Source organism: Xanthomonas sp. fls2-241-TYG-148 (assembly GCF_030208815.1).
Lineage (GTDB): Bacteria > Pseudomonadota > Gammaproteobacteria > Xanthomonadales > Xanthomonadaceae > Xanthomonas > Xanthomonas campestris.
In genome coordinates this window covers 628,317-652,147 of sequence record NZ_JARVTE010000001.1, presented here as the reverse complement: position 1 = coordinate 652,147, position 23,831 = coordinate 628,317, and the positions used below count along the sequence as shown (strand labels likewise).

24 protein-coding genes are annotated in these 23,831 nt (G+C 66.9%); 9 read left to right on the top strand and 15 right to left on the bottom strand.

From position 1 onward, the window contains the following. Positions 1–216: 216 nt before the first annotated feature. The 7 genes from QRM60_RS02980 to QRM60_RS02950 all read left to right on the top strand — a co-directional run bounded on the left by QRM60_RS02980 (position 217) and on the right by QRM60_RS02950 (position 5,915). Complete coding sequence (locus QRM60_RS02980; RefSeq protein ID WP_285445573.1) at positions 217–1,425, top strand: MFS transporter; 1,209 nt, start codon at positions 217–219, stop codon at positions 1,423–1,425. Positions 1,426–1,595: 170 nt separating this feature from the next. After that, the gene (locus QRM60_RS02975) at positions 1,596–1,772 is read left to right on the top strand and encodes a hypothetical protein (protein WP_115555667.1); all 177 of its coding nucleotides are present in this window, start codon (positions 1,596–1,598) and stop codon (positions 1,770–1,772) included. 239 nt (positions 1,773–2,011) lie between these two features. After that, the gene (locus QRM60_RS02970) at positions 2,012–2,467 is read left to right on the top strand and encodes a PA2169 family four-helix-bundle protein (protein ID WP_011036511.1); all 456 of its coding nucleotides are present in this window, start codon (positions 2,012–2,014) and stop codon (positions 2,465–2,467) included. A 404-nt stretch (positions 2,468–2,871) separates the two neighbouring features. Then, positions 2,872–3,474, top strand: coding sequence for a 2'-5' RNA ligase family protein (locus QRM60_RS02965; protein WP_285445572.1), 603 nt, complete (start codon positions 2,872–2,874; stop codon positions 3,472–3,474). Positions 3,475–3,509: 35 nt separating this feature from the next. After that, positions 3,510–4,112 carry a hypothetical protein gene (locus QRM60_RS02960; RefSeq protein ID WP_115555668.1) on the top strand — a complete coding sequence of 201 codons (603 nt, stop codon included), beginning with the start codon at positions 3,510–3,512 and terminating at the stop codon, positions 4,110–4,112. 177 nt (positions 4,113–4,289) lie between these two features. Continuing rightward, entirely contained in the window at positions 4,290–4,472 is a 183-nt protein-coding gene (locus QRM60_RS02955) for an oxidoreductase-like domain-containing protein (RefSeq protein WP_014507194.1), read from the top strand. A gap of 69 nt (positions 4,473–4,541) precedes the next feature. Beyond that, positions 4,542–5,915, top strand: coding sequence for an AcvB/VirJ family lysyl-phosphatidylglycerol hydrolase (locus tag QRM60_RS02950; protein ID WP_115555669.1), 1,374 nt, complete (start codon positions 4,542–4,544; stop codon positions 5,913–5,915). Positions 5,916–5,969: 54 nt separating this feature from the next. On the opposite strand, the gene mprF is transcribed toward QRM60_RS02950, so the two are convergent. Continuing rightward, positions 5,970–8,534 (bottom strand): bifunctional lysylphosphatidylglycerol flippase/synthetase MprF, encoded by a 2,565-nt coding sequence (gene mprF, locus QRM60_RS02945; protein ID WP_228438908.1) that lies wholly within the window; start codon positions 8,532–8,534, stop codon positions 5,970–5,972. Between the two features lie 258 nt (positions 8,535–8,792). Between mprF and QRM60_RS02940 the strand changes: the two genes are divergently transcribed. Further along, positions 8,793–9,494, top strand: coding sequence for a DUF998 domain-containing protein (locus QRM60_RS02940; protein WP_161962612.1), 702 nt, complete (start codon positions 8,793–8,795; stop codon positions 9,492–9,494). Positions 9,495–9,505: 11 nt separating this feature from the next. Then, complete coding sequence (locus tag QRM60_RS02935) at positions 9,506–9,853, top strand: RidA family protein (RefSeq protein WP_011036517.1); 348 nt, start codon at positions 9,506–9,508, stop codon at positions 9,851–9,853. Positions 9,854–9,948: 95 nt separating this feature from the next. Here the strand turns inward: QRM60_RS02935 and QRM60_RS02930 are convergent, their stop codons facing one another. The 14 genes from QRM60_RS02930 to metG form a co-directional block, all read right to left on the bottom strand. Next, on the bottom strand, positions 9,949–11,019 hold the full coding sequence (locus tag QRM60_RS02930) for a cyclopropane-fatty-acyl-phospholipid synthase family protein (protein WP_103699928.1): 1,071 nt from the start codon (positions 11,017–11,019) through the stop codon (positions 9,949–9,951). A gap of 17 nt (positions 11,020–11,036) precedes the next feature. Then, on the bottom strand, positions 11,037–11,819 hold the full coding sequence (locus QRM60_RS02925; RefSeq protein ID WP_115555671.1) for a DUF1295 domain-containing protein: 783 nt from the start codon (positions 11,817–11,819) through the stop codon (positions 11,037–11,039). Then, the gene (locus tag QRM60_RS02920) at positions 11,816–12,361 is read right to left on the bottom strand and encodes a DUF2878 domain-containing protein (RefSeq protein WP_285445571.1); all 546 of its coding nucleotides are present in this window, start codon (positions 12,359–12,361) and stop codon (positions 11,816–11,818) included. The genes QRM60_RS02925 and QRM60_RS02920 overlap by 4 nt, the downstream gene beginning before the upstream one ends. Further along, positions 12,358–13,653 (bottom strand): cyclopropane-fatty-acyl-phospholipid synthase family protein, encoded by a 1,296-nt coding sequence (locus QRM60_RS02915; RefSeq protein WP_011036521.1) that lies wholly within the window; start codon positions 13,651–13,653, stop codon positions 12,358–12,360. Before QRM60_RS02915 ends, QRM60_RS02920 begins: the two co-directional genes overlap by 4 nt. Next, complete coding sequence (locus tag QRM60_RS02910; RefSeq protein WP_161962613.1) at positions 13,650–14,534, bottom strand: DUF1365 domain-containing protein; 885 nt, start codon at positions 14,532–14,534, stop codon at positions 13,650–13,652. The genes QRM60_RS02915 and QRM60_RS02910 overlap by 4 nt, the downstream gene beginning before the upstream one ends. Further along, positions 14,528–15,778: an FAD-dependent oxidoreductase gene (locus tag QRM60_RS02905; protein ID WP_014507204.1), complete on the bottom strand. Its 1,251-nt coding sequence runs from the start codon at positions 15,776–15,778 to the stop codon at positions 14,528–14,530. The genes QRM60_RS02910 and QRM60_RS02905 overlap by 7 nt, the downstream gene beginning before the upstream one ends. Then, on the bottom strand, positions 15,775–16,776 hold the full coding sequence (locus QRM60_RS02900) for an acyl-CoA desaturase (protein WP_193387311.1): 1,002 nt from the start codon (positions 16,774–16,776) through the stop codon (positions 15,775–15,777). Before QRM60_RS02900 ends, QRM60_RS02905 begins: the two co-directional genes overlap by 4 nt. Before the next feature lie 356 nt (positions 16,777–17,132). After that, positions 17,133–17,972 carry an anti-sigma factor gene (locus QRM60_RS02895; RefSeq protein ID WP_285445570.1) on the bottom strand — a complete coding sequence of 280 codons (840 nt, stop codon included), beginning with the start codon at positions 17,970–17,972 and terminating at the stop codon, positions 17,133–17,135. Beyond that, positions 17,969–18,532 (bottom strand): sigma-70 family RNA polymerase sigma factor, encoded by a 564-nt coding sequence (locus QRM60_RS02890; RefSeq protein WP_011036526.1) that lies wholly within the window; start codon positions 18,530–18,532, stop codon positions 17,969–17,971. The genes QRM60_RS02895 and QRM60_RS02890 overlap by 4 nt, the downstream gene beginning before the upstream one ends. A gap of 58 nt (positions 18,533–18,590) precedes the next feature. Continuing rightward, positions 18,591–18,959 (bottom strand): membrane protein, encoded by a 369-nt coding sequence (locus tag QRM60_RS02885; protein WP_014507208.1) that lies wholly within the window; start codon positions 18,957–18,959, stop codon positions 18,591–18,593. Positions 18,960–19,041: 82 nt separating this feature from the next. After that, complete coding sequence (locus tag QRM60_RS02880) at positions 19,042–19,830, bottom strand: hypothetical protein (protein WP_115572743.1); 789 nt, start codon at positions 19,828–19,830, stop codon at positions 19,042–19,044. Between the two features lie 471 nt (positions 19,831–20,301). After that, the gene (rnfB, locus tag QRM60_RS02875) at positions 20,302–20,721 is read right to left on the bottom strand and encodes an Rnf electron transport complex subunit RnfB (RefSeq protein ID WP_042595954.1); all 420 of its coding nucleotides are present in this window, start codon (positions 20,719–20,721) and stop codon (positions 20,302–20,304) included. A gap of 11 nt (positions 20,722–20,732) precedes the next feature. Next, entirely contained in the window at positions 20,733–21,323 is a 591-nt protein-coding gene (locus QRM60_RS02870) for an HAD family hydrolase (RefSeq protein ID WP_285445569.1), read from the bottom strand. A 158-nt stretch (positions 21,324–21,481) separates the two neighbouring features. After that, positions 21,482–23,572, bottom strand: a complete 2,091-nt coding sequence (metG, locus tag QRM60_RS02865) for a methionine--tRNA ligase (protein ID WP_285445568.1) — start codon at positions 23,570–23,572, stop codon at positions 21,482–21,484. Between the last annotated feature and the right edge of the window lie 259 nt (positions 23,573–23,831).

Below are 23,831 nucleotides of genomic sequence, written 5' to 3'. Positions count from 1 at the left end.
TACGTCGCGATCTTGCCAATGACGTAGGCCTCCCAGCGATGGTGGCGGACTGATCTGTATTCGAGGCTGCATCGATGGGACAGTGCGTCTTTTGTAACGTGTTTCAGCGCATTCTGTGATGTGTCACGAGGCGTGTGCTGAACCAAGGCGATGGCGCGCCTTTCGCCAGATGCTGCATTGCACAATAATGGGCGGCTCGCCATTGTGGACCCGGGCATGTCTTCCAACGATGCTTCAACGCCGCGCGTGCCTCGCCGCGACTACGTGCTGATCCTGCTGGCACTGGCGATGGGCGGGTTTGCCATCGGCATCAGCGAGTTCTCCACGATGGGCCTGATGACGCAGATTGCCCACGGGCTGCACATCAGCGAGCCGCAGGTGGGGCATGTAATCAGCGCGTACGCACTGGGTGTGGTGGTGGGCGCGCCGCTGCTGGCGATCCTGGGTGCGCGCTGGCCGCGACGCACCTTGTTGCTGCTGCTGATGGTGTTCTATGCGCTGGGCAACCTGGCCAGCGCATTGGCGCCGAGCTACCACACCATGTTGCTGTGCCGCTTCATTGCCGGCCTGCCGCATGGGGCGTATTTCGGTGTGGCCTCGTTGGTGGCGGCGTCGATCAGCCCGCCCAACCAGCGCGCCACTGCGGTGGGGCGCGTGTTGCTGGGCCTGAGCGTGGCGCTGCTGGTCGGCAACCCATTGGCCACTTGGCTTGGCCAGAGCCTGAGCTGGCGTTGGGCGTATGCGGCGGTGTCGGTGATTGCGCTGGGCACGGTCGCTGCAGTTGCGATGCTGCTGCCGCCGGCACCGGACGAACCGCGCCAACAACCCCTGCGCGAGATGCGCGCGTTCAATCAGCCGCAGGTGTGGTTTGCGCTGGCAATTGGCGCGGTAGGTTTTTCCGGCATGTTCTGCGTCTTCAGTTATCTGGCGCCCACGCTCACCGCCGTGACCGGTGTGGCGCCTGCGCGCATTCCGTTGGCCATGGCGGCCTTCGGCGTGGGCGGCGTGCTCGGCAGCATTCTTGGCGGGTGGCTGTTCGACCGCATGCAGTTCCGCGCGGTGCCGGTGTTGCTGGTGTGGTCGATCGTGGTGATGTTGACCTTCCCGTTGGCGGCGTTGTCGAGCAGTTGGGTGTTCGTGTCGATCGTGGCGGTCGGCACCATGGGCGCACTGGCACCGGCCCTGCAGACCCGGTTGATGGACGTGGCCGCAGAAGCGCAAACCCTGGCCGCCGCGTCCAACCATGCCGCGTTCAACACCGCCAACGCCTTGGGGCCGTGGCTGGGGGGCATGGCGATCACGGCGGGGTGGGGCTGGACCTCCACCGGCTATGTCGGTGCGGCCACCGCACTGGGCGGCTTGTTGGTCTACAGCTGCGCGGTGTGGCAGGAACGTCGCCAGCGCGCGCTGGCAGCCAGCTACTAAGAGCGTCTAATAAAACGTAGCTGCGCAGTAGTTTTGATAGCTGCTCTAAGTCGCAGCGGCACTGCATGCGATATGGCGCCGCAGTTGCAAGCGTGCGCATGCAGCGCTGCACGGCTAGCTCACGGCGCGCTGTCGAGACTGCTGGTTTCCAACACAGTGAGCGTGCCGCGGTGACCACTCCGACTCCACCACCCTGGACGCGTGCAGCGCCCAAGCGTCGTACCGGCAGCACGCCGTTGAGCGATGCACAGAATGCTGCAGCCAAGGCGCGCGCCGATGCGGCGGGGCGGCGCTATCCCAATCTGGTCGACAACATGTGGGCCAGCAAATTGCCCAAGGACGGCTGATGCATATCACTTCAGTCCAGGCCGCTTGCATTGAATGAATCGATGTTCATGGCAGGCACGGCCGCGTGAGGACAGCGGGGCAATCACTCACACACGGCTTATGGCGGCAAGACCAGGATGAGGCCGTACACAGCGACACCGCAGTGACACAGAATGATTGAAACCCCTTTCTTCCGCCGCAGCGCATGACAGTAACGAGCGTGCGCAGCGCTGGACCACCTGCAACACAGGAGTGACATATGAGCATCCAGAGCAAGACCGAGCATAGCCTCAACGACCTGATCGCCATTTCCCGCGACGGCAAGGACTTCTACGAAGAAGCCGCAAGCAAGGTGGGCGATGCCGAACTGGCAACGCTGTTCCGCCGCATTGCAGGCGTGAAGTCTGACATCGTCAGCAACCTGAGCAGCGTGGTTGCGTCGGTCGGCGGCAAGCCGGAAACCCACGGCACCATGGTCGGCAGCATGCAGCAGTTCTACGGCAAGGTGCGTGCCACGCTGGGCGACACCAAGTACGGCTACGTGGCCGAGCTGGAAGAGTCCGAAGACCGCTTGCTGAAGGCGTTCGACGAAACCATCGCCGACCAGGACACCCCGGCTGCCGCACGCGATGCCGCGCTGCGCCTGCTGCCGGAAGTGCGCGCTTGCCATGACGTCATGCGCAACCGCAAGCACGCGATGAAGAGCGCTGCGTAATACGACAGCGTGACCGGATGCACCGCATGGTGCAGCTTCGGGAAGTAAACGATAGAGGCGGAAACGGGTAGCGCGAGTTGCCCGTTTCTTTTTGTGTGGTGTTGTTGAGTTGTACGGAGCTGTTGCGTGGTACGAGCAGTGCTACGGGCAATGTGTCGCGTATGGCCGGTAGCACTTCGCTGATGCGCAGTGTGTAGGTCGCTCGCCTTGAGTGACGCAGGCGATGTGGCGCTTCGCATCGTCCAACGTTGCACGTGTCGATGCGAGGACGTCCGCAGTCACCCAGCATCAGCGCTGTGATCAGCACGCACCAACACGCCCTGTGTTCTGCAGCGTGAGCGGTTCTGCTAGTATCCGCCGCCCTTGTTCAGGCAGGCCGGCGCCCGCGGTCGTGGATTGATCCCATGCAGCAGCAGTTCCTGTACCTGTCCTCCGCCGAAGCGCAGCTGTCGCTGGGCCTGGGCGAAGAAAAGACCACCGAGCGCCTGTTTTTTGCGGTGATGGCCGATGCCATCACTGCCACGCATGCCGCACAGATCGGCAGTGCGCTGCTGCAGGCCGGGCTGGTCGAAGGCAAGCCGCTGGCGCCGGAGCGCTTGCATGTCACCTTGCATCATCTGGGCGATTACGCCGGCGGCCTGCCACCATCGCTGGTGGCGCGTGCCAGCCAGGCGGCCGAACGCGTGGCGCAGCAAGCGTTCGAGGTGGAGTTCGACCGCGTGGGCACATTCGGTGGGCGCCGCTCACAACTGCCGTGCGTATTGCGTGGCGAAGAGCAGCTGCGCGGACTGTACGACCTGCAAGGCGCGCTGGGCCGGCAACTGGCGCACGTGGGCATTGCCGGCGATGCGCAATACACCCCGCACATGACCTTGCTCTACTGCAATCAGTCGCTGCCGCAACGCCGCTGCGACCCGTTGCGCTGGACCGTCACCGACTTCGCCCTGGTGCGCAGCTTTCTTGGCCAGTCGCGTTACCAGATCGAAGGGCGCTGGTCACTGCGCTGATGTGCACGCCGGCATCAACGCGTTAGCCTGCGCGCATGGACTCCACACCGCTTCCGTTATCGCCTGACCATCTGGCCGCGCTGGAACAGGCCTATGCCACTCCGCGACGCGCCTACCACCACTTCGGCCACGTGCGGGCCGTGCTGCAGCATTACGCCGAGGTTGCGGCGGGGCCAGGCTGGCAGCAGCCGGTGGAAGTGTGGCTGGCGGTGCTGTTCCACGATGCGGTGTACGCGCCCGGCCGCAGCGACAACGAAGCCCGCTCGGCCGACTGGGCGCTGGCCTGTATTCCGCAATGGTGGCCGCAGGCGCCGGTGGACCTGGCCCGGGTCCAGGCGCTGATCCTGCTCACCGCCCGGCACGGCCAGCTGCAGCCGCAGGACGTGGATGCCGACGCGGCGCTGTTCCTGGATTGCGATATGGCCATTCTTGCTGCGCCGGCCGAGGTCTTCGACGCCTACGACCGCGGAATTGCCGAGGAATACCGTGGGGTGGTGCCCAGCCTGCTGTTCCGGCTCAACCGCGGCCGTTTCCTGGCCGGCCTGCTCAAGCGACCGCGCATCTTCCTCAGCGATGACTTCCACGCGCGCTGCGATGCCGCCGCGCGGGCCAACCTGCGCCGGCGGCTGGGCCGCTAGGCCACGCGCAGCGATCAACACGATTGCGCAGCCCCCGGGCGGGCGCGGGCTGCGTTCGAAATCCTCACTTCCCCGTACGCTTGGCTTCCGCCGCGCTGTGCGCACCCGCCTGACGATTGCTCGCTCCGTTGAGTGAGCGTTCCAAGGCCCAGCCAGCGTGCGCGGTACACTTGCCGCATGCACGACGGCGCTTCTTCTCACCACGAGCCACGCCCGCAGCCGCCGCAACCGCCGGGCCCCAACGAGTGCTGCGAGAGCGGTTGCCCCCTATGCGTGCATGACCTGTACGCCGAGGAGCTGGCGCGTTACCGCGCCGCGTTGGCCGCCTGGCAAGCACGCCAGCCTGCGGCTGCGCCGTGAGCGAAGCAATGCGCTTCGCGGCAGCATGCGGAACGATTATCTTTGGCCCACTCTTCCCGATGGTGCGACATGCGACGACTTGAGATGTGGAGCGCGCTTTGCGGCGCGGCGGCAGTGGCGCTCTCCGGCATGGCCGCCGCACAGGCACCGCAGGCGGTCAGCCACGGGCGTTTCGAGCAGATTCCGGTGCTGATGCCCAAGGGCGAGCCACAACGCGTGGTGATCTGGCTGGCCGGCGACGGCAATACGGCCACCCGTAAGGCCCAGGCCGAAGCGCTGCGTGCCGACGGTGCAATGGTGGCGCTGGTGGATACCGCGCATCTGTATGGCGTGGTGCGTAAGGATGGCGGTGCCTGCGCGTTCTCGGTGGGCGATGTGGAGAACTTCTCGCGCTACCTGCAGGCCTTCTATCACATCCCCACCTATCGGCTGCCGCTGCTGGTGGGCGATGGCGAAGGCGCCGCGCTGGCCTACGCGATCGCCGCGCAGGCCAAGCCACACACGCTCGCCGGCGTGCTGACCGACGGCCTGTGTCCGGCGGCGGTGTCGGATCAGGCGATCTGCCAGCCGGGCGTGCGCCCGGGCAGCAACAGCCTGGTGCCGGCGCCGTTGCAGATTCCGTGGGTGCTTGCCAGCAGCCAGGGCACGCGTTGCCCGTCCGCTGCCGAAGACGCCTTTCTCAAGCAGATTCCGCAGGCCCAGACATTCCGGCGCTCCAGGCAGGGCGATATTTTGCCGGGGCTGCGCGCAGCGGCGCGCTCGCTGGGCGAGCAGAAAGGCGTGGCCTTGCCGCCACCGCCGGGTGGCCTGGAGGAGCTGCCCGTGGTCGAATTGCCGGCCCGGGGTGATGGGGACAACGACGACGACACCTTCGCCATCTTTGTCTCCGGTGACGGCGGCTGGGCGGGGCTGGATGAGGAGGTTGCCGATGCGCTGGTGGCGCAGGGCATTCCGGTGGTCGGCCTGGATTCGCTGCGCTATTTCTGGAGCGAACGCACGCCGCAAGGATTCGCCACCGACCTGGACCGCATCGCGCGGTTCTATGCGCAGCGTTGGCAGCGCCGGCGGGTGGTGCTGATCGGCTTTTCGCAAGGTGCCGACGTGCTGCCGGCGGCCATCAACAAACTGCCCGCACCCACCAAGCAAAACCTGCGCATGACCGCGCTGTTGTCTGTTGGCAAGCTGGCCGACTACGAGTTCCATGTCAGCAACTGGCTGGGGTCGGACGACGACGGCTTGCCGATCGCCCCGGAAGTGCAGCGTCTGCCGCCTGGCACCACCGTGTGCATCTACGGCCAGGACGATGAGGACGCGCTGTGCCCAAGCCTGCCGGCGGAGACGGCCAAGCGCGTCATGCTGCCGGGCGATCATCACTTCAAGGGCGATTACGCAACGCTGGCGAAGGTGATCATGGAACAGCTGCACGCCCTGTCGAAACCGTAACGAGCAGGGCCGCGCACCGCGTGATCGCACGCGGTGCGCGGGTCAGGTATCGCGTCAGTCCTGCCGGCCCGGATCCACAGAGATCAGCCGGGTGACATCCAGCAAGGCGGCGGGCAGATGCATGCCGCCGGGCGCGACCAGATAGCGCGGGCGCCAGGTCGGTGCGAACTTGGATTTGAAGCGGCGCAGCCCGCTGAAGCCATAGAAGCGTTCGCCATGCCGCGCCACCAGGCTGGCGAAGCGATTCCAGCGGCCAGCCAGCCGATGCTCGGCCAGGCCCGACAGCGGCGCCATGCCCAGCGAGAAGCGCGTGTAGCCGTTGGCGTGGCCCCACAGGAACAACTCGATAAACAGGAAGTCCATGGTGCCCTTGGGTGCCTGCGCGCTGTGCCGCATCAGGTCCACCGACAACTCGCCGCCGGCCGGCGCGCACCACACATTGGCGAACGCCACGATCTTGCCCTCCGCCTCGGCAACCGCCACCGGAAACCGGCGCAGGTAGTCCGGGTCGAAACTGCCCAGCGAGAAGCCTTTCTCTTCGCCGGCCTTTTCATCCAGCCATTGCTCGGAGACCTCGCCCAGCTCTGCCATCACCGCGTCTACCTGCTCGGGCTGCAGCATGCGGAAGCTCAGGCCGCCGCGCTTGCCGCGGTTCCAGGCCTGGCGCAGGTCGGCGCGGTCGCGGCCTTCCAGGGTGAAGCCCTCCAGCGGCACGATGGCTTCTTCGCCCAGCTTGACCAGGGTCAGGCCCATGTCCAGATAGGTCTGCCAGTATTTTTCGCCCACCTGGTAGAACACCGGGCGCAGGCCCATGTGGTCGGCCTCTTCGCGGAAGCGCCAGATCAGCGCACGCGCAACCTCCGGCGGCCCGACCGGGTCGCCCATCGAGATCAGCGAGCCGCCGTAGCGCTGCATCATCACAAAACCCAGGCCCTTCTCATCGCGCAGGAACGCCTTGTCGCCGGTGAGCGCCAGGCAGGCCTGGGTGTCGGCGCTGCTGGCCAGCACCGGTGCCAGGGCCTGCAGGGCCTGCGCATCGGCTGGCGGCATTGGCCGGCGACCGCCGCGCAACAGGCGTGCGGTGCCGAACAGGATCACGCCCACGCACAGGATCAGCAGCGCACGCAGCGCACGCGGCGCATTGGCCGAGGTGGCGAACTGCCACCACAGGTCGTTGCTGTATTCGACATGGCTGTAGACGAAGAACAGCAGCCAGAACGTGGCCACCAGCACCAGCCCCAGATTGCTCAGCCAGCGCCACGACCAGGCTTCGTCCAGCAGCGCGCCCTGGCGATAGAACTCCCGGCGTGCCGCCCACAAGGCCACTGCGGCCAGTGCGGCCGACAGCGACACCGAGATATGGCTGCCGCGCAGCAGCGACAGCGGCGGCAGCAACACGCACACGCCCAGTGCCAGCACCCAGGCCGAATGGCTGCGGCGTTGCAGGCCCTGGCCGATCAGCAACAGCAGCATGCCGCCCAGACTGACCAGCAGGTGCGAGGTCTCGATCAGCGGCAGCGGCGCCACCTCCTGACGTGCGCGTGGCGTGGGCAGGGTGCCGTCTATCACCAGCGCCGCACCTACCGCAAACACCGCCAAGGCCAGGATCTGCGGCAGCCACGGCCGCAAGGTCTTCCACACCGTGCGCGCGGTGCTGGCACTGGCGCGCACCGGTGCACGCAGGCCGGTGGCCGCCGCCATGGCCACCGAGATCAGCAGCGGCACGATGTAATACGTGACCCGGTACGCCAGCGCGGCCGCCAGCACCGCCGCCGGGGTGACATGCGGCAGCAGCTTGAGCAGGCTCCACTCGAATACGCCAAGGCCGGCCGGCACGGTGGAGATCAGCCCAGCCACCACCGCCACCAGCCAGATGCCGATGAAGCCGAAATAGCCGGTGCCCGGATCGGGCGGCAGCAGCACGTAGAACGCCGCCGCGGCCAGGCCCAGTTCGACCACGCTGAGCGCGGTCACGCCCAGCACGGTGGTGCGGTCGGGCAGCCAGAAGCGATGGCTGCGGATGCCGAATTCGCGCCCGTGCCGGCCCACCAGCACCAGCATCGCCACGTAGCCCAGCAACAGGGCGATGCCGGCGATGCGGATGCCCTCGGCGGCGATCGGCAGCGCACGTGCGGCCGCTTCGGGTTCGAGCATCAGCGCAATGCCGAGCAGCACCCAGGCGCCGAAGATGAAGCCCAGCGTGCTCATCAGCACCACCTGGCCGATCTCGGCCAGGGTCAGCCCCACGCTGCCGTAGCCGCGCAAGCGCACCGCGCCGCCGGTGAGCGCCGCAAAGCCCAGTGTCTGCCCCACCGCGTGCGCCATGAAGGCGGTGATGCCCACCCGCGCCGGATGCAGGCGCTTGCCGGTGCGCTTGAGGCCCACCCAGTCAAAGCCCACCAGGCACGCGTAGCTGCTCAGGCCAAGCAGCAAGGTGAGCGCGATCTGGCCGGCGCCGAGTGCGCGGAACGCCTGCCGGATCTGGCGGTAGCCGTGATCGGTGAATTGCGAGGACAGCGCGTGCAGCGCCATGGCCAGGATCGCCAGGCTGATGATCACGGGCAGCGCGCGGCGCCAGCCGCTGGCGGTCGCTTCGGAAGACACGGGGGTATCCGTCATGGGGGCAACGGGATCTGCTGAAAGGAGGGGAGTGCGCACGCGCCGCGGAGGCAGCAAGTGCGAAGGATCTGCATGGGCCGGACAACGTGGGAGTGCATGCAGCGTGGTCGCGTGGGCGCCGGTGGAGGGTGAACACAGGGTTCGATCTGGCCGACACATTGTCGGCCCTGGACGGCCGCGCGCATCATAGGCCAAACGGGCGCATGCGTGCGGTTGGAACGAAACGATGCAAAGCGATGCAGTGAAGGTGCAGACAGGATGTTGAAACGTGAGGTGGCGCAAGGCAGGGGAGCTGATGCACAGGCCGTGCCAGGCGCGCCGCCGCGCTGGAGCGCGCATGCCGGCAGCACCGCCGCCGTGGTTGGCGTGGCATTCGTCGTGTTGGTGTTGACCCTGCAACTGATGCGTGCCGACCTGGACTGGGTGGGCGCGCAACTGAGCCTGTATCTGCACGGGCCTTACGGGTTAGTGCTGCGCACCGCTTATTGCGTGTTGGCCGCGAGCATGGCGTGGTTGGCGCTGGGCCTGCATGCCGCGCTGATGCCAACTGCGCGCAGCCGCACCGTGCTGGGCTTGTTCTGGGCCGCAGCACTGGGCCTGAGTGCAGTCTCGATCGGCGACAGCTGGATGCCGACGCTGGCGCCGAACGCGGCGTTGATGGTGCACCTATTGTCCGCGCAGGCCGCGTTTCTATGCGTGATCGCCGGGCTGCTGCTGCAGTCGTGGTATTTCCGCAACGACCCACGCTGGCGCAGCCGCTTCGTGCCGGCCTTCGGGCTGGGCCTGGTGGCGTTTGCGGTGTTGCTGTTCAACGTCAGCGTGCACACCGCGCCACGCGGCATCAGCCAGAAGACCGCCATCGTGCTGATCGTGATCTGGTTGACGCTGGTGGGCAGTTGGCTGGCACGCGCTGCACGTTCATCGCATTCGCGTGACAATGCCCGGGTCAACCAACCGTAGGAAGCCTGAAGATGCTGCAGCGATTCGATACCGGCCCGCGTATGTCCGAAATGACCGTCCATGGCGGCGTGTGCTACCTCGCGGGGCAGATTGCCGACGACACCAGCGAAGACATCACCGGGCAGACCCGTCAGGTGCTGGCCGAGATCGACAAGCTGCTGGCGATGGCCGCCAGCGACAAGACCAAGATCCTGCGTGCGGAGATCTTTCTTGCCGACATCGCCGATTTCGACGGCATGAACAAGGCCTGGGACGAGTGGGTGCCGCATGGCTTCACCCCGGCACGCGCCACCGTGGAAGCCAAGCTGGCTCGCCCGGAGTGGAAGGTGGAGATCGTGATCACCGCAGCAACGAGCTGATTGGCTGCGGCATCAATGCGCGGTGCTGCGGCATCGCGCTGCGGGCCAGTCGGCAGCATGGCTGCCGACTGGCCGAGCTGGTTAACCGGCGTAGGTCAGCGCTTGGCGAAGCGGTAATGCGCCACGCCCCATTCACGGCCTTCGTCATAGCCGAACAGCTCCGCGCAGGCCAGCCAGAACATGCGCCAGCGCTGCCACCAGCGCTGTGCATCCTCGCCGTAGGTCTGCCGCAGCAGCGGCATGATCTGTTCGCGGTGCCTGTCCTGATTTTCCAGCCAGGCATTGGCGGTCTTTTCGTAATGCTCGCCGGACAACACCCAGCGTTGTTCGATCACCACATCTTGCTGAAACTGCAGCAGCGTATCGGCCGCCGGCATCAGCCCGCCGGTGAAAAAGTGCCGCCCCATCCAGTTGTCTTCGCCGGCCACTTCGAACGGGTAGGCCAGGTCGCGGTGGCAGAAGATATGCACGAACAGCTTGCCGCCCGGTGCCAGCCAGCTGCCGATCCGCGATAGCAGCTCGCGGTAGTTGCGCATGTGCTCGAACATTTCCACCGAGACCACGCGATCGAAGCTGTCGGTGGGCAGTGCCAGCGCATTGACGTCGGCGGTGATGACCTGCACGTTGCTCAGCCCGCGCACGCGGCACTGTTCCAGGATGTGCGCGCGCTGCGGCCGCGAATTGGACACCGCGGTGATGCTGGCAGTCGGATAGCGCTCGGCCATCCACAAGGTGAGCGAGCCCCAACCGCAGCCCAGCTCCAGGATGCGCTGGCCATCGGCCAGCTCGGCGCGCTCGCCGTACAACGCCAGCATGCGCAGTTCGGCCGCGTCCAGGTCCGGCGTGGTCGCGTCCCAATAGCAGCTGCTGTATTTCAGGCGCCGCCCCAGGCATAGGGTGAAGAACTGCGGCGGCAGCTCGTAATGCTGGCGATTGGCGGCATCGGTTTCAATCGCGATGGCGCTGCCGCGCAGGCTGTCGATGAAGGCGCGTTGGCGCTCGCCGCTGGCATCGGCGCCATCGCGGCGTTCGTCCAGCAGGCGCTGCGCGCACAGTCGGCGAATGCCGTAACGCAACGCGGCATCGGGCAGCACGCCGGATTCGGCCAGGCGGGTGGCAAAGCCTTCTTCGGGATGCGCGGAGGGCGGGATGGTAACGGTGGACATGCGACTCTCCAGGCGAATCAGGACGAAGGGGGGAACGGGAAAAATGCGCTGGTGCTGCGTTGGTACTGGGCGTAGTCCTCGCCACGCGAGCGCAGTGCCTGCTGCTCGGTATAGGGGATGCCGGTAAAGCGATACAGGAACGCGAACATCACCACCGGGCCCAGCGCACACAGCGCCACCGGCCACGGCCCCGCACCGACCGCCAGGGCCAGATACGCAAACCAATGCACGAATTCGAAGAAGTAATTGGGATGCCGCGAATAGCGCCAGAGCCCGGTGCGACATGTCTTGCCGCGGTTGGCCGGTTTGGCCTTGTGCGCAGACAACTGCCGGTCGGCCAGCGCCTCGCCGCCGACGGCGATCAACCACACCACAATCGCCAGGCTGCTCCACACGCTCCATGCCGGGTTCGGGTTGCTGGCCGCGGCCAGGAACGGCACCGAGAACAGCACCACCACCACCGCCTGGGCCAGGAAAAAGCCCAGGAACTTGCGCTGATCGCCGTTCCAGTGCGCACGCAGGGCGCGGTAGCGGCCATCCTCGTGGGGGTCGCCGAACACACGCACGCCCAGGTGCCAGGCAAGCCGTGCGCCCCACACGCCGCCGAGCACCGCCACCAGCACGCGTGGCAGCAGCGCACCATCGGACATCCACGCGCAGTAGGGCGCAGCAACCGCCAGGCAGCCCGCCCACAACACGTCCACCGGGCCGGCGTTGCCACTGCGGCGTTGCCACAGCCAGCCCAACACCATCACCACGGCGGCGAACACGCCGACATGCAGCAGCGGCCAGACAGTCATTGCGGGTCTCCAGTGATGCGCTCAAACGCGGGGCGTGCCAGGCGGCGGGCATACAGCGAGAGCAGGCCGCAGGCCGCGCCCCAGCCAATCGCCAGCGCCAGCAGCGCGTTGCGCTGCGGTGCCAGCAATTCGATGGCCTGCCAGCTGCGCTCGGCCAGCCAGTACGACAGCGGCCCGAAGACTGCGCCCAGCACAACCGCCAGCCACGGGCGCTGCATGACCGTTGCCAGTGAATGATTGAGCGTGAGCGCAAATCCCAGCCAGAGCGCCAGGATCCACGCAGGCGCGAGCACGCTGCCCGGCCACGGCGCGGCGTAGCGCACCCAGTCGCCTGCGGCCAGTGTGGTGTCCAGCAACAGCCCCAGTGCGATGGCGGCCAGCAGCAACTGCCAGTCGCCGCGCGCGCGCCGCGTGGGCCACAGTTGGTAGAGCGCAAACAGCGCCAACGCCAGCAGCGTGGGCCACACCCGCCCACGCGCGGCTGAGCTGACCGCCACCAGCCACAGCACCTGCAAGCCGACGTAGTTGCCCAGCTGCTTCATGCGGCGCTGCTCAACCCGGGCACGAATTGCGGCGGACGTGCGCCGGGCTTGCTCAACCACAGATGCACATCGCCGATCGAGCGTTCCAGGAAACCGGCTTCGCAATAGGCCAGATAAAATTCCCACATGCGGATGAAGCGCTCGTCGTAGCCCAGTGCGCGCACCTGCGGCAGTTGCGCCATGAAGCGCTGCCGCCACGCACGCAGGGTCAGCGCATAGCTGGGGCCGATGTCTTCCAGATTGAACAGGCGCAGATCGCTGGCGCGGCCGATGGCGCCGGTCATGGCCGCCACCGAGGGAATGAAGCTGCCCGGGAAGATGTGCCGCTTGATGAAGTCCACCGAGCGCAGTGCCTGCGCATAGCGATGGTCTTCGATGGTGATCGCCTGGATCAGCGCCTCGCCCTCGTCGGTCAGCAGGCTGCCGACCTTGGCGAAGTAGGTGTCCAGGTATTGGTGCCCGATGGCCTCGATCATCTCGATCGACACCACGCGGTCGTAGTGGCCTTCCAGGTCGCGGTAGTCGCGCAGCAGCACCGTCACGCGCTCGCTCAAGCCGGCTGCGGCGATGCGCTGGGTGGCCAGTTCGAACTGTTCGCGCGAGATGGTGGTGGTGGTGACGCGGCAGCCATGTTCGCGTGCGGCATGCAGTGCAAACCCACCCCAGCCGGTGCCGATTTCCACCACATGGTGCTGCGGGCCAAGACGCAGCTTTTCGCAGATGCGTTCCAGCTTGCGGGTGGCCGCGCGCTCGAGCGCCGCCTCGCCCTGCGCTTCTTCGCCGTCGACGAAGATGGCCGAGGAGTACATCAGGTTGGCATCCAGGAACAACCGGAACAGCGGGTTGCCCAGGTCGTAATGCGCCGCGATGTTGCGCCGGCTGCCGCTGCGCGTATTGCGTGCCAGCGTATGCAGGCTGCGCATGGCCCAGCCGCCCAGGCGGGCGGTGCCGGTCTCCATCGCGTCCAATCGGTCGCGGTTGCGCAGCAGCAGGCGCATCAGCGTGACCAGATCGTCGCACTGCCAATCGCCATCCATGTAGGCCTCGCCGGCGCCGACACTGCCGTTGAGCGCGGCCTGCCGATAGAAGCGCGGGTCGGTCACCCGCAACTGGGTCTGCAGCGCCTGCGTGCCGCTGGCATTGCCGAGCGTGGTGACGCGATCGGCTTCATGCAGCTGCAGCTGCCCATCGCGCAGGTCGCCCAGTGTGGCCAGCAGCCGCTTGCGCAACAGACGGTCGGTCCACGAGGCCGCGCGCGGCGCGGCAGTGTCGGGCAGGGAGGTGGCACTCATGAGCGTTCTCGCACAGGCGGAGTGGGGTGATCGTGGACAGGATTGCCGCGCAGCCACAGGCGCAGTGCCTGCCAATGGATGGCCAGCACCACCTGCACGGTCATCAAGGGGTAGCCAAGCAGCGTGCGCGCCAGCGTGCCTGCGGTCAGCGGTTGGCGCTGCAGCACCAGCGTGGCATCGAAGCGGCGCGCCTGCTGCGCAGGGGCTTGCGGCGCGGCTTCGATGGCATCCAGCACATCCATGTGCACGCGCAGGTGTTCCGTCGGCACGCTGAAGCGCCAATCGTAGTGGTGCTGCATGCCCATGAACGGCGACACGTGGAAGCGTTTATCGAAGCGCCACGCATGCACATCGCGATGGCTGCGCGCCTGCGCCACCGGCAGCACATAGGTGTGGCGCTGCTGCCAGGGCGTGTTGGTGATTTCGGCCACGATCCAGCGCAGCCCGTCGTGGCGGTCGAAGCAGTAGTAGAAGCTGACCGGATTGAACACATGGCCGAAGTAACGCAGGTGCGTGAGCAGGCGGATCGCACCCTCCGGGCGGTCGCCGGTGTGGGCCTGCACGCAGTCGCGCACGGCCTGGTCCAGCGGCACCTGCGGGTCGCCCAGGTAATCGCTACGGCGGAACTGCGCCAGATTCGCGCGGCCCACCGACCATAGCCAGCGGCGCGCGAAGACGTGCTCCAGCTCGGCCAGATCCAGATACATCAGGAACAGGCGGTAGCGGAATTGCAGCGGCTTGGGGGCGTAGCGGCGGTGCCGCACCCAGCCGGTGTAGATGGCGCTGCGCAACGGGCCGTGCAGCCGTCCGGCACCACCGCCCTCGGTGGGCGGCAGTGGAACGGCGTCGGTGATCGCTTCGCGCAGCAGCTGGGTCACCACGGCACTCCCAGTGCATGCGCCACGTCCACGCCGCTGCGCAGGCCATCTTCGTGGAAGCCGAAGCCCCACGCCGCGCCGGCAAACCAGGTGTGCCGCTGGCCCTGGATCTGCGCCTTGCGCGCCTGCGCATCGAGTGCTGCGGCGTTCTGCACCGGGTGGCGGTAGCGCATGCGGCGCAGCACTTTCTCCGGTGCGATGTCCTGGTCGCGATTGAGGCTGACGATGAACGGCTGCGGTGCGTTGATCGACTGCAGCGCGTTCATCCAGTAGCTCACCGTGCACGGCGCCTGCGGGTCGGCCGGTACGTGCGCATTCCAGGCCGCCCAGGCGCGGCGGTCGCGCGGCAGCACGCTGGCATCGGTGTGCAGCACGGTGTCGTTGTTCTGGTAGGTGATGGCGCCCAGGATCTGCTGCTCGGCAGGCGTGGCATCGCTGAGCAAGGCCAATGCATCGTCGGCATGGCAGGCAAGCACCACCTCGTCGAAGTGCTCGTCGCCGCGCAACGAGGTCACGACCACGCCGTTGCCGGCCCGGCGGACGGCGTGCACCGGCGTGGACAGGCGTTCCTGCACCTGCCAACGCCGCCGCAGCGCGCGCACATAGCTCGACGAACCACCGCGCACCACCTGCCACTGCGGCCGTCCGCTGATCTGCAGCATGTGGTGATTGGCCATGAAGCCGATCAACTGGCCCATCGGAAATTCGAGAATGCGTTGCGAGGGCGAGGACCACAGCGCCGAGGCCATCGGCACCAGGTGCTGGTCGCGAAACGTGTCCGAATAGCCGTGCCGGTGCAGGTACTCGCCCAACGTGCTGAAACGCTCGTCGCTGGTCAGTACCGCAGGCGCCTGCCGGTAAAAACGCCGCAGGTCGGCCAGCATGCCCCAGAAGCGTGGGCTGAGCAGGTTGCGGCGCTGGCAGAACAGCCCGCCGAGCGAGCCAGCGTTGTATTCGAGCCCGCTGCGCGCGTCGTGCACCGAAAAACTCATGGTGGTGGACTGCGACGCCACGTCGATTTCGGCGAACAACCGGGTGAGCAAAGGGTAATGCTGCGGGTTGAACACGATGAAGCCGCTGTCCACCGCGTAACGCTGGCCCTCCAGCTGGATGTCGTGCGTGTGCGTGTGGCCGCCGAGATAATCGGCGGCCTCGAACAGCGTCACTTCGTAACGCCGCGACAGCAGCCATGCGGCGCCCAGGCCAGCGATTCCACTGCCGACCACCGCGATCCTGCCACCGCTCATCGCGCCACCCGTCCGGCGCGTCGCGTCAGCATGGCGGGCATCGGTTTGAGATCCCACACCAGGCCTACCCACGACATCACCGTGAGCCCGTACCAGGTCATGTCGTATTCCCACCAGCGCACGCCCTGGCGCGCCGAGCCGGGAAAGAAATGATGGTTGTTGTGCCAGCCCTCGCCGAAGGTGAGCAGCGCCAGCAACCAGTTGTTGCGGCTGTCGTCGCGGGTGTCGAAGCGCCGGCTGCCGAAGCGGTGCGCCAGCGAATTGATGGTGAAGGTGGCATGGAACAACGCCACCGTGGACAGCACGAAGCCCCACACCAGCAACTGCGCGCCACTGGTGTGCAGGCCAGGCGCTGCAGCCGCCAGCCAGTCGCCCAGCAGGTACAGGCCCAGTGCCAGCAGCACCGGCATCACGATGTCGAAGCGGTCCAGAAATCGCAGCTCGGTGAAGCGGCGCAGATCCGGAATCACTTCCCAATCGGTGCGGAAATTGCGCGGCGTCAGGAACCAGCCGGTATGGCTCCACCAGAAGCCGTGCTGTGCCGGCGAATGCGGGTCACGCCCGGTGTCGGTATGCCGGTGATGGTTGCGATGGTGTGCGGCCCACCACAGCGGCCCACGTTGCACGCAGGTGGCAGCGATCGCGGCGAACACGAACTGCACCACGCGCGAGGTCTTGAATGCGCGGTGCGAGAAATAGCGGTGATAGAACCCGGTCAGCGCGAACATGCGCAGCGCGTACAGCGCCACGGCCATGCCGACTGCGAACCATGACACACCGACCCAGAACACCGCAAAGCAGGCCAGGTGCAAGGCGATGAACGGCAGCGCACGCAGCCAGTCGATGCGGTCCGCGCGGGCTTCGTCCAGCGGTTCGTCGGTTTGCGAATCCACCCAGCGACGCAGGCTGCCGAACCGCCCGGCCTTGCCCGCGCGCTGTGGCGGGGTGGCGGGGTGGGGCGTGGGTGCGACGCGGGGGTCGAGTCCAGAGCTCGGCACGCATGGTTCTCCGTGGTGGATGGGACCCTTTACGGATGCTGCCGACAAACAGATGCACCAGTCCGCTTGATCGTCGCACGCATCCGGCGTCTACGGTTGGGAACGCAAGCGATTCGCGTGGCGGCGCACACAAAAACATCCGCGCAAAGCGCGTGCGCGCGGACGAGTCTGCTTTGCCAGAAGAAGAAAACGGCTGCACGGCTGCGCGGCAGGCACTGACGGTGCGCAGGTGCGGCAGCTCGCTCGAACATTGCTATGCGTGCGCATGGTCCGTGCTGCTGGACGACGGTGCGCGAGGTGTTTGCCAATGACGCTGCCAGCGGCATCCTTTGACGGATGCCGCTGCACTCAGGCGATCAAGGCGCCATGGCCAACGTGCTGATGCCGCCCTTGGCCACCACGGTGCCGGTGGCTACGCCGCCCGGCGCACCACCCGGTGGTTCCAGGGTGACGGCCAGGATCGCCTCGTTGCTGAGCATCGGCATCAACGGCGCCGGGATCGACGCGCGCCGCGCACGCTGGTCGTCGAACACGCCCATCGAGTGCGCCTTGCCATCGGGGGTGATCAGCCACAATTCCGGCACCTTGCCGGCGGTGGCGGTGCGATCCAGCGGCGTCACGGTGATGACCTGCTTGTCGGCATCCATCAACGCCACATAGCCCGGGCGCCCATCGGCGGTGGCCAGTGTGGAGGTCATCGCAATGCCGGTTGCCGGCGGAGTGACCGGCGGCTTGGCCGGCGGTGTCTGCACGATCGGCGTGTTCTGCACCGGGCCAGATGGCGGCGCGGTCGGCGGCGTGCGCACGCTCAGCAAGGCCAGCACGCAGACCGCTGCAGTGGCCAGGCCACCGGCACTGGCCCAGCGCCAGAAGCGCACGCTGTTCCATAGCGGAACCGCCGCCGGTGGCGCCGGGCTCTGCACGCCGGATGCGGGCACCGCATGCAACGGTGTATCGAAGCCCAGTGCCTGGCGCACACGCGCCCAGACCTGGTCGGCCGGTGTCACCGCGGCGATCTCTTCCAGCAGCGGCGCCAGATGTTCTTGCCATTGCGCCACTGCCTGCGCGAACTGCGCATCGGTGGCGATGCGCTGCTCCACGGCCAGACGGTCGTCGGCACTGAGCAGGCCCAGCACATACTCGCCGGCCAGCACGTCGCGGGGTGGTTCCTGGTCGATGGGGAAGGGCGTGCTCATCGTTCCAGACATGCCTTGAGTTTGGCCAGACCCCGGCGGATCCAGCTTTTGACCGTGCCAATCGGCGTATCGGTGCGCTCGGCCAGTTCTTCGTAGGTAATGCCTTCAAAGAACGCAGTGCGGATCAGCTCGCTGCGTGGCGGTTCCAGTTCGGCCAGGCAGTGATCGATGCGCCGGCGCGTGGTGAGGCGTTCGGCGCGTTCCAACGGCGAGGCGTCGGCCGAGCGCAGTTCGCCGGCATCGTCCAACGCCACGTTACGGCGCTGCGGCGCGGTGGCGCGCAGATGGTCGATGGCCTTGTTGCGCGCAATCATTGCCAGCCAGGTCAGCCCGCGCGCACGGCTCGGGTCGAACTGCCCGGCCTTGTGCCAGATCAGCGTAAACACGTCCTGCAGCACTTCTTCGGCTTCGGCGCGCTGCGGGATCATGCGCAGGCACACCCCGAACAGTTTGGGCGAGGTTTGCCGGTACAACGCTTCGAAGGCGTGGCGGTCGCCGCCCGCCGTTGCGGTGAGCAGGCGTCCGGTCTCATCGTCGTCGTGGCCAGGAATGGCACTCATGCGGTCGGGCGTTGGCGGAGGTGGCGCCGATCGTACCGGACTGGGCCGAAAGAGTCTTTCATCGGTGCTTGAACCACAGCAGCACGGCGGCGAGCAGCAGCAGGATTTCCACCCCCGCCAGTGCCACCGTTGGCGCGGAGACCGGCCACAGGCGCGAGAGCGAGACGGTGCGGAACAGCACGATGGGCACGTAGAACGCGAGTGCGACCAGCAGGCCGGTGCGCGGTTGATCGATCCAGGCGAAATAGCCGAACAGGAAGGCCATGCCCAACTGCAGCCCGCCATAGATGACCAGGTATTCGGACTGACCAGCCGGCGACAGCTGCGTGTAGCCCACCGCCGTGGCGGTCTTGCTTGGCGAGAGGGTGCACCAGATCGCCAGGACGACATAGAGCACTGCGTTGATCCAGAGATAGGCCTTGGCCATGACGATGCTCCTGCAGGGGAAAGGGCTGCCCGGGCCGTTGTACGCAAGCGCGTGTGGGCGGGTGTGAAGAGGGTGGCGGTGCTCACGGCACGTCGCATCGCGCAACCAGCGGTTGCTCGCGGGCCTGGCGCAGCGACACGGCGTTGGCCGGCTGCGCCGGTGTGTCGGGAAACACGATGCGCACGCGCGGATAGCGGCCATTGGCATCGCGCAGATTGCCTACGCCACGGAATTCGAGCAGGCGCTTGTCGGCGATGGCGTAGGTGACTTCCAGGGCCGGCAGCGCCGCGCCATACCAGGCATCCAGGCTGACCTTGTAGCGGCGCTGCCCGGCGGTTTCGCCGATGCGTTGCACGCGGAACGTCAGTTGCCGCTGCAGGCTGGGCAACACGAATTCCACCTGCTGCGCAGCGCTGCCAAGGGCGGCCCAGTGCGTGCGCAGATACGCATCGAAGCCGGCATCGATCACGCGTGGCGTCTCGGTGGCCGGCAGTGCGGTGCGGCGTTCCGGCTTGCCCGGGAGCTGCTGGTACATCTCGCGCACACCGTCGCGCTGCCGCACGCCTTCGCGATAACCATCGCGGCCATCGACCAGGCTGAAATTGGGCGCACTGCCGCCGCCATCGACCTGTTTGCGCGCGAACGGCTGCCCGTCCTTGCAGCGGTACAGCACCAACCGCCCGCCGTCATCGAGCAACCAATGTGACTCGCGGTAGCGCAGCGCACCGCTGTCGCCATCGAAGGCATCGCCGTCGACGCGGGTGACCGCGGCGGCAGCGCCCAACGGCAGGCAGGCCAGCACCAATAGCAGTAGCGGCGGTGTGGGGCGGGAGAGCGTAGCGAGCTTGGTAACGGCGGCGGGCAGGCGCATCGGCGCGTTCCTCGATGACAGTCCTGACCTCATACGAGCGCGTCCGCAGCACGGATGCGGCGGGAGGCGTCAGGGGGTTCCTGACGTCGGAGGATGGGCGGGCGGCGAGCGTCTGTGACAGTGATCGGCGCACGTGGCCGGTGCGGGGTGTCGTCGGGGTGATGCGGCTGGCTGGCGGGGGTGGGGAGCTGGTGCTGATATTGATGCCTGGAGCGGGCGAACAACCGCGTTCAACGATGTGCGTCTCGCCACCCCCGGCTTCACTCAGTGCCCTTCGGCATTCGGGGATCTGACGACGTGTCGCCACGTAGAAGCGAAGGCGCAGAGCGCCCTGGGGCGCGTGGTTCATGCGCTTGGGCGATGCCGTCATTTCGTCTGCTCAACATCGCCGTTGGCGGCCAGGGCGCGGACACCGTCGAATAGGCGCGGACTACGCCTGCGGACCTGCGCGGCCGTTTTCGACCGCTGCGCTTAACCGACTACACGCAGCTCGATGCAATCCACCGGGCAGGCCGGCACGCATAGCTCGCAACCGGTGCACAGCGGGGCGATCACCGTGTGCATATGCTTGGCGCCGCCCACGATGGCATCCACCGGGCAGGCCTGGATGCACTTGGTGCAGCCGATGCAATCGGCTTCCACGATCCAGGCCACCTGCGGGGGGAGATGGGTGCCGCGGCTGCGGTCATATGGGCGCGCCGGCACCTGCAGCACCTGCGCCAGCGCCCGCGCGCCCGCATCGCCGCCGGGCGGGCAGTGGTCGATCGTGGCCTTGCCCTCGGCCATCGCCTGCGCATAGGGGCGACAGCCGTCGAACCCGCACTGGCCGCATTGGGTCTGCGGCAACAGGCGGTCCAGACGTTCGACCAGCGTGGGGAGCGGGGTGGGCATTGCGCGGCGTGTCAGTGCAGTTGCTGGCCGCGGTACCAGCGCTGCTGCGCCAGTGCGAGCATGGGCCGGTCTTCGCGGCTGTCGCCATACGCATGCACGCAGTCGTACTGCGCTAGTGCATAGCGCAGGCGAATCTGCGCAGCCTTGTGCGGGCCGCAATCGCCATCGGCGTAGCGGCCGGTGAGCCGGCCGGCCGCGTGCTCCAGTCGGTTGCAGATCAGCGACAGGCCATGCTGCGTGCACCACGGCTGCAGGTAGAGGTCCAGCGATGCCGAGACCAGCACCACCTCATGGCCTTGGGCCTGGTGCCAGTCGATGCGTCGCATCACCTCCGGGCGTAACAGGCCCGGCAGGTCGGTGCGTGCATAGCTGGCCCCGTGCGTCTGCATCTCGTCCAGGGCGCGGCCCGTAAACACCAGCCGCGTCACCCGCCCGCGCAGGCGCGGCGCCGACACCAGCCCGAGCCGATAACCCGCCACCCACGGACCCACCTGCCACCGTGCAGCCGCCCGCCGTTCCGGGCTGGCCACCTGGCGCAGGAACCGCGCGTAGGTGTCGCAGGTGGTCACGGTGTGATCGAAATCGAACAGGGCGAGTTGCATTGGGGCGGGGAATCGGGACTCGGGAGTTGGGAATGGGAAATGCGTCGTCTGCTGTCAGAGTGTCGTTCGCGCTGCGCTGCCCTGTGGAAGCCGAGCAGGCGTGAGGGACAGGGCCGCGTGCGTTGCGATTCCCGATTCCCCACTCCCGATTCCCTGCTTCACCGAACCGGCATCCCCGGCTGTGCGCCCGCGTCGGCGTCCAGCAGCGCCAGTGTGCCGCCGTCGAAGCCGGCCGAGAGGATCATGCCTTCGCTGATGCCGAAGCGCATCTTGCGCGGGGCCAGGTTGGCGATGAACACCACGCTGCGGCCGACCAGTGTTTCCGGCTCGCCGTAGCTGGCGCGGATACCCGAGAAGATCTGGCGCTTGCCCAGCTCGCCGGCATCCAGTTCGAAGCGCAGCAGCTTGTCCGAGCCTTCCACCGCTTCGCACACCAGCACCTTGCCGATGCGCAGATCGAGCTTGGCGAAATCGTCCATGCCAATAAGACCTGGATTCGCGACGGAGGCGGGGGGATTGGCCGGCGTAGCTGCTTTTGCATCGATTTTGGCCACCTTTTCAGCGCTGGCGGTGGTCGCAGCCGGTGCCGCAGGTGCGGCCATCGTGTCTTTGGAAGCGTCGGTCATAGCGTCGATCAATTTGGGGTCAATACGGGTGAACAGGGCGATGTAGGGCTGGATGACATGGCAAGTCAGCGGGCGGCTCACGTCCTCCCAACTGGTCATCGGTGCCGACAGGAAGGCCTCGGCCTCGGCGGCGGTGCGCGGCAGGATCGGCTTGAGCGCGGCCACCAGCAGGCGGAACAGGTTCAGGCCCTGCGTGCACACCGATTGCAGTTGCGCGTCGGCGCCTTCCTGCTTGGCGATCACCCACGGCTTGGTGTCGTCGATGTACTTGTTGGCCTCGTCGGCCAGCGCCATGGTCTGGCGGATCGCACTGGCCGGGTCGTTGCGCTCGTAGGCTTCGCGAATCGGCGCCAGTGCCTCGACAAAGCGCGCGTACTGCGCCGGATCGGGCAGCGCGTCGGCCAGCTTGCCGTCGAAGCGCTTGCCGATGAAGCCGGCGCAGCGGCTGGCCAGGTTGACGAACTTGCCGACCAGATCCGCGTTCACCCGCGCAACGAAATCGCCCAGGTTGAGGTCCAGGTCGTCGACGCCACCGGAGGATTTGGCGGCGAAGTAATAGCGCAGCGCCTCCGGCTCCAGGCCGACATCCAGGAAGGTCCGCGCCATCACGAAGGTGCCGCGCGACTTGGACATCTTGGCGCCGTCCACCATCAGGTAGCCGTTGACGTGCAGCCTAGTTGGCGCGCGGTGGCCGGTGCCATGCAGCACCGCCGGCCAGAACAGGCCGTGGAAATTGACGATGTCCTTGCCGATGAAGTGGTGCAGTTCGGTCTGCGTGCCGGCCGCCAGATGCGCCTGGAAGTCTTCGCCCATCTGCGCGCACAGCGTCTTGAAGCTGCACAGGTAGCCGATCGGCGCGTCCAGCCAGACGTAGAAGTACTTGCCGGGCTGGCCGGGAATCTGGAAACCGAAATACGGCGCGTCGCGCGAGATGTCCCACGCGCGCAGGCCGCCTTCGGCATCCAGCCATTCCTTGAGCTTGGCCTTGACACCCGGCAACGCCACGTCGCCATCCAGCCACTCCCGCAGGAAGCCGTCGAAATGGCCCACTTCGAAGAAAAAGTGCTCCGAATCGCGCAGCTCGGGCGTGGCGCCGGAAATGACCGACTTGGGCTCCTTCAGCTCGGTCGGCGCATAGGTCGCGCCACAGACTTCGCAGTTGTCGCCGTACTGGTCGGCGCTGCCGCAGTTGGGGCAGATGCCCTTGATGTAGCGGTCCGGCAGGAACATGCCCTTGGCCGGATCGTAAAACTGCGCCACCGAGCGACGGCTGATATGGCCGGCGGCCTCGAGCTTGGCGTAGAAGGCTTCGGTGAGTTCGCGATTGACCAGCGAATTGGTCGAATCGTAGTGATCGAAGGTCACCCCGAACGCGGCGAAATCGCGCTCATGGCTGGCCTGGATGTTGGCGATGAAGGCTTCCGGCGTGACGCCCGCCTTTTCGGCCGCAAGCATGATCGGCGTGCCATGGGTGTCATCGGCGCAGACGAACCAGGTCTTGTCGCCGCGCAACCGGCGCGCGCGCACCCAGATGTCGGCCTGGATATAACCGACCAGATGGCCAAGATGCAGCGGCCCATTGGCATAGGGCAGGGCGGTAGTGACGAGTGCGGTGCGGGTCATGGCGGGCGTAATGCGGGGGACACGCGATTATCGCATTAGTCGGGAAAGGGGGAGGGAATCGGGATTGGGGAGTCGGGAATCGGTCAAAGCGGGCCAGGTGGCCGTGCTGTCGAGGCGCGTCAGCGTTTGGCTGCATTGGCTGGCGCTCATCGCCCGCCAGTTCCCGCCGCACAGATATGCGCGGATGAAGACGCGCAAAAAATGGAGACGAACAAAAAAGGCGCCCTCACGGGCGCCTGCTTTTACGAATCCCCAATCC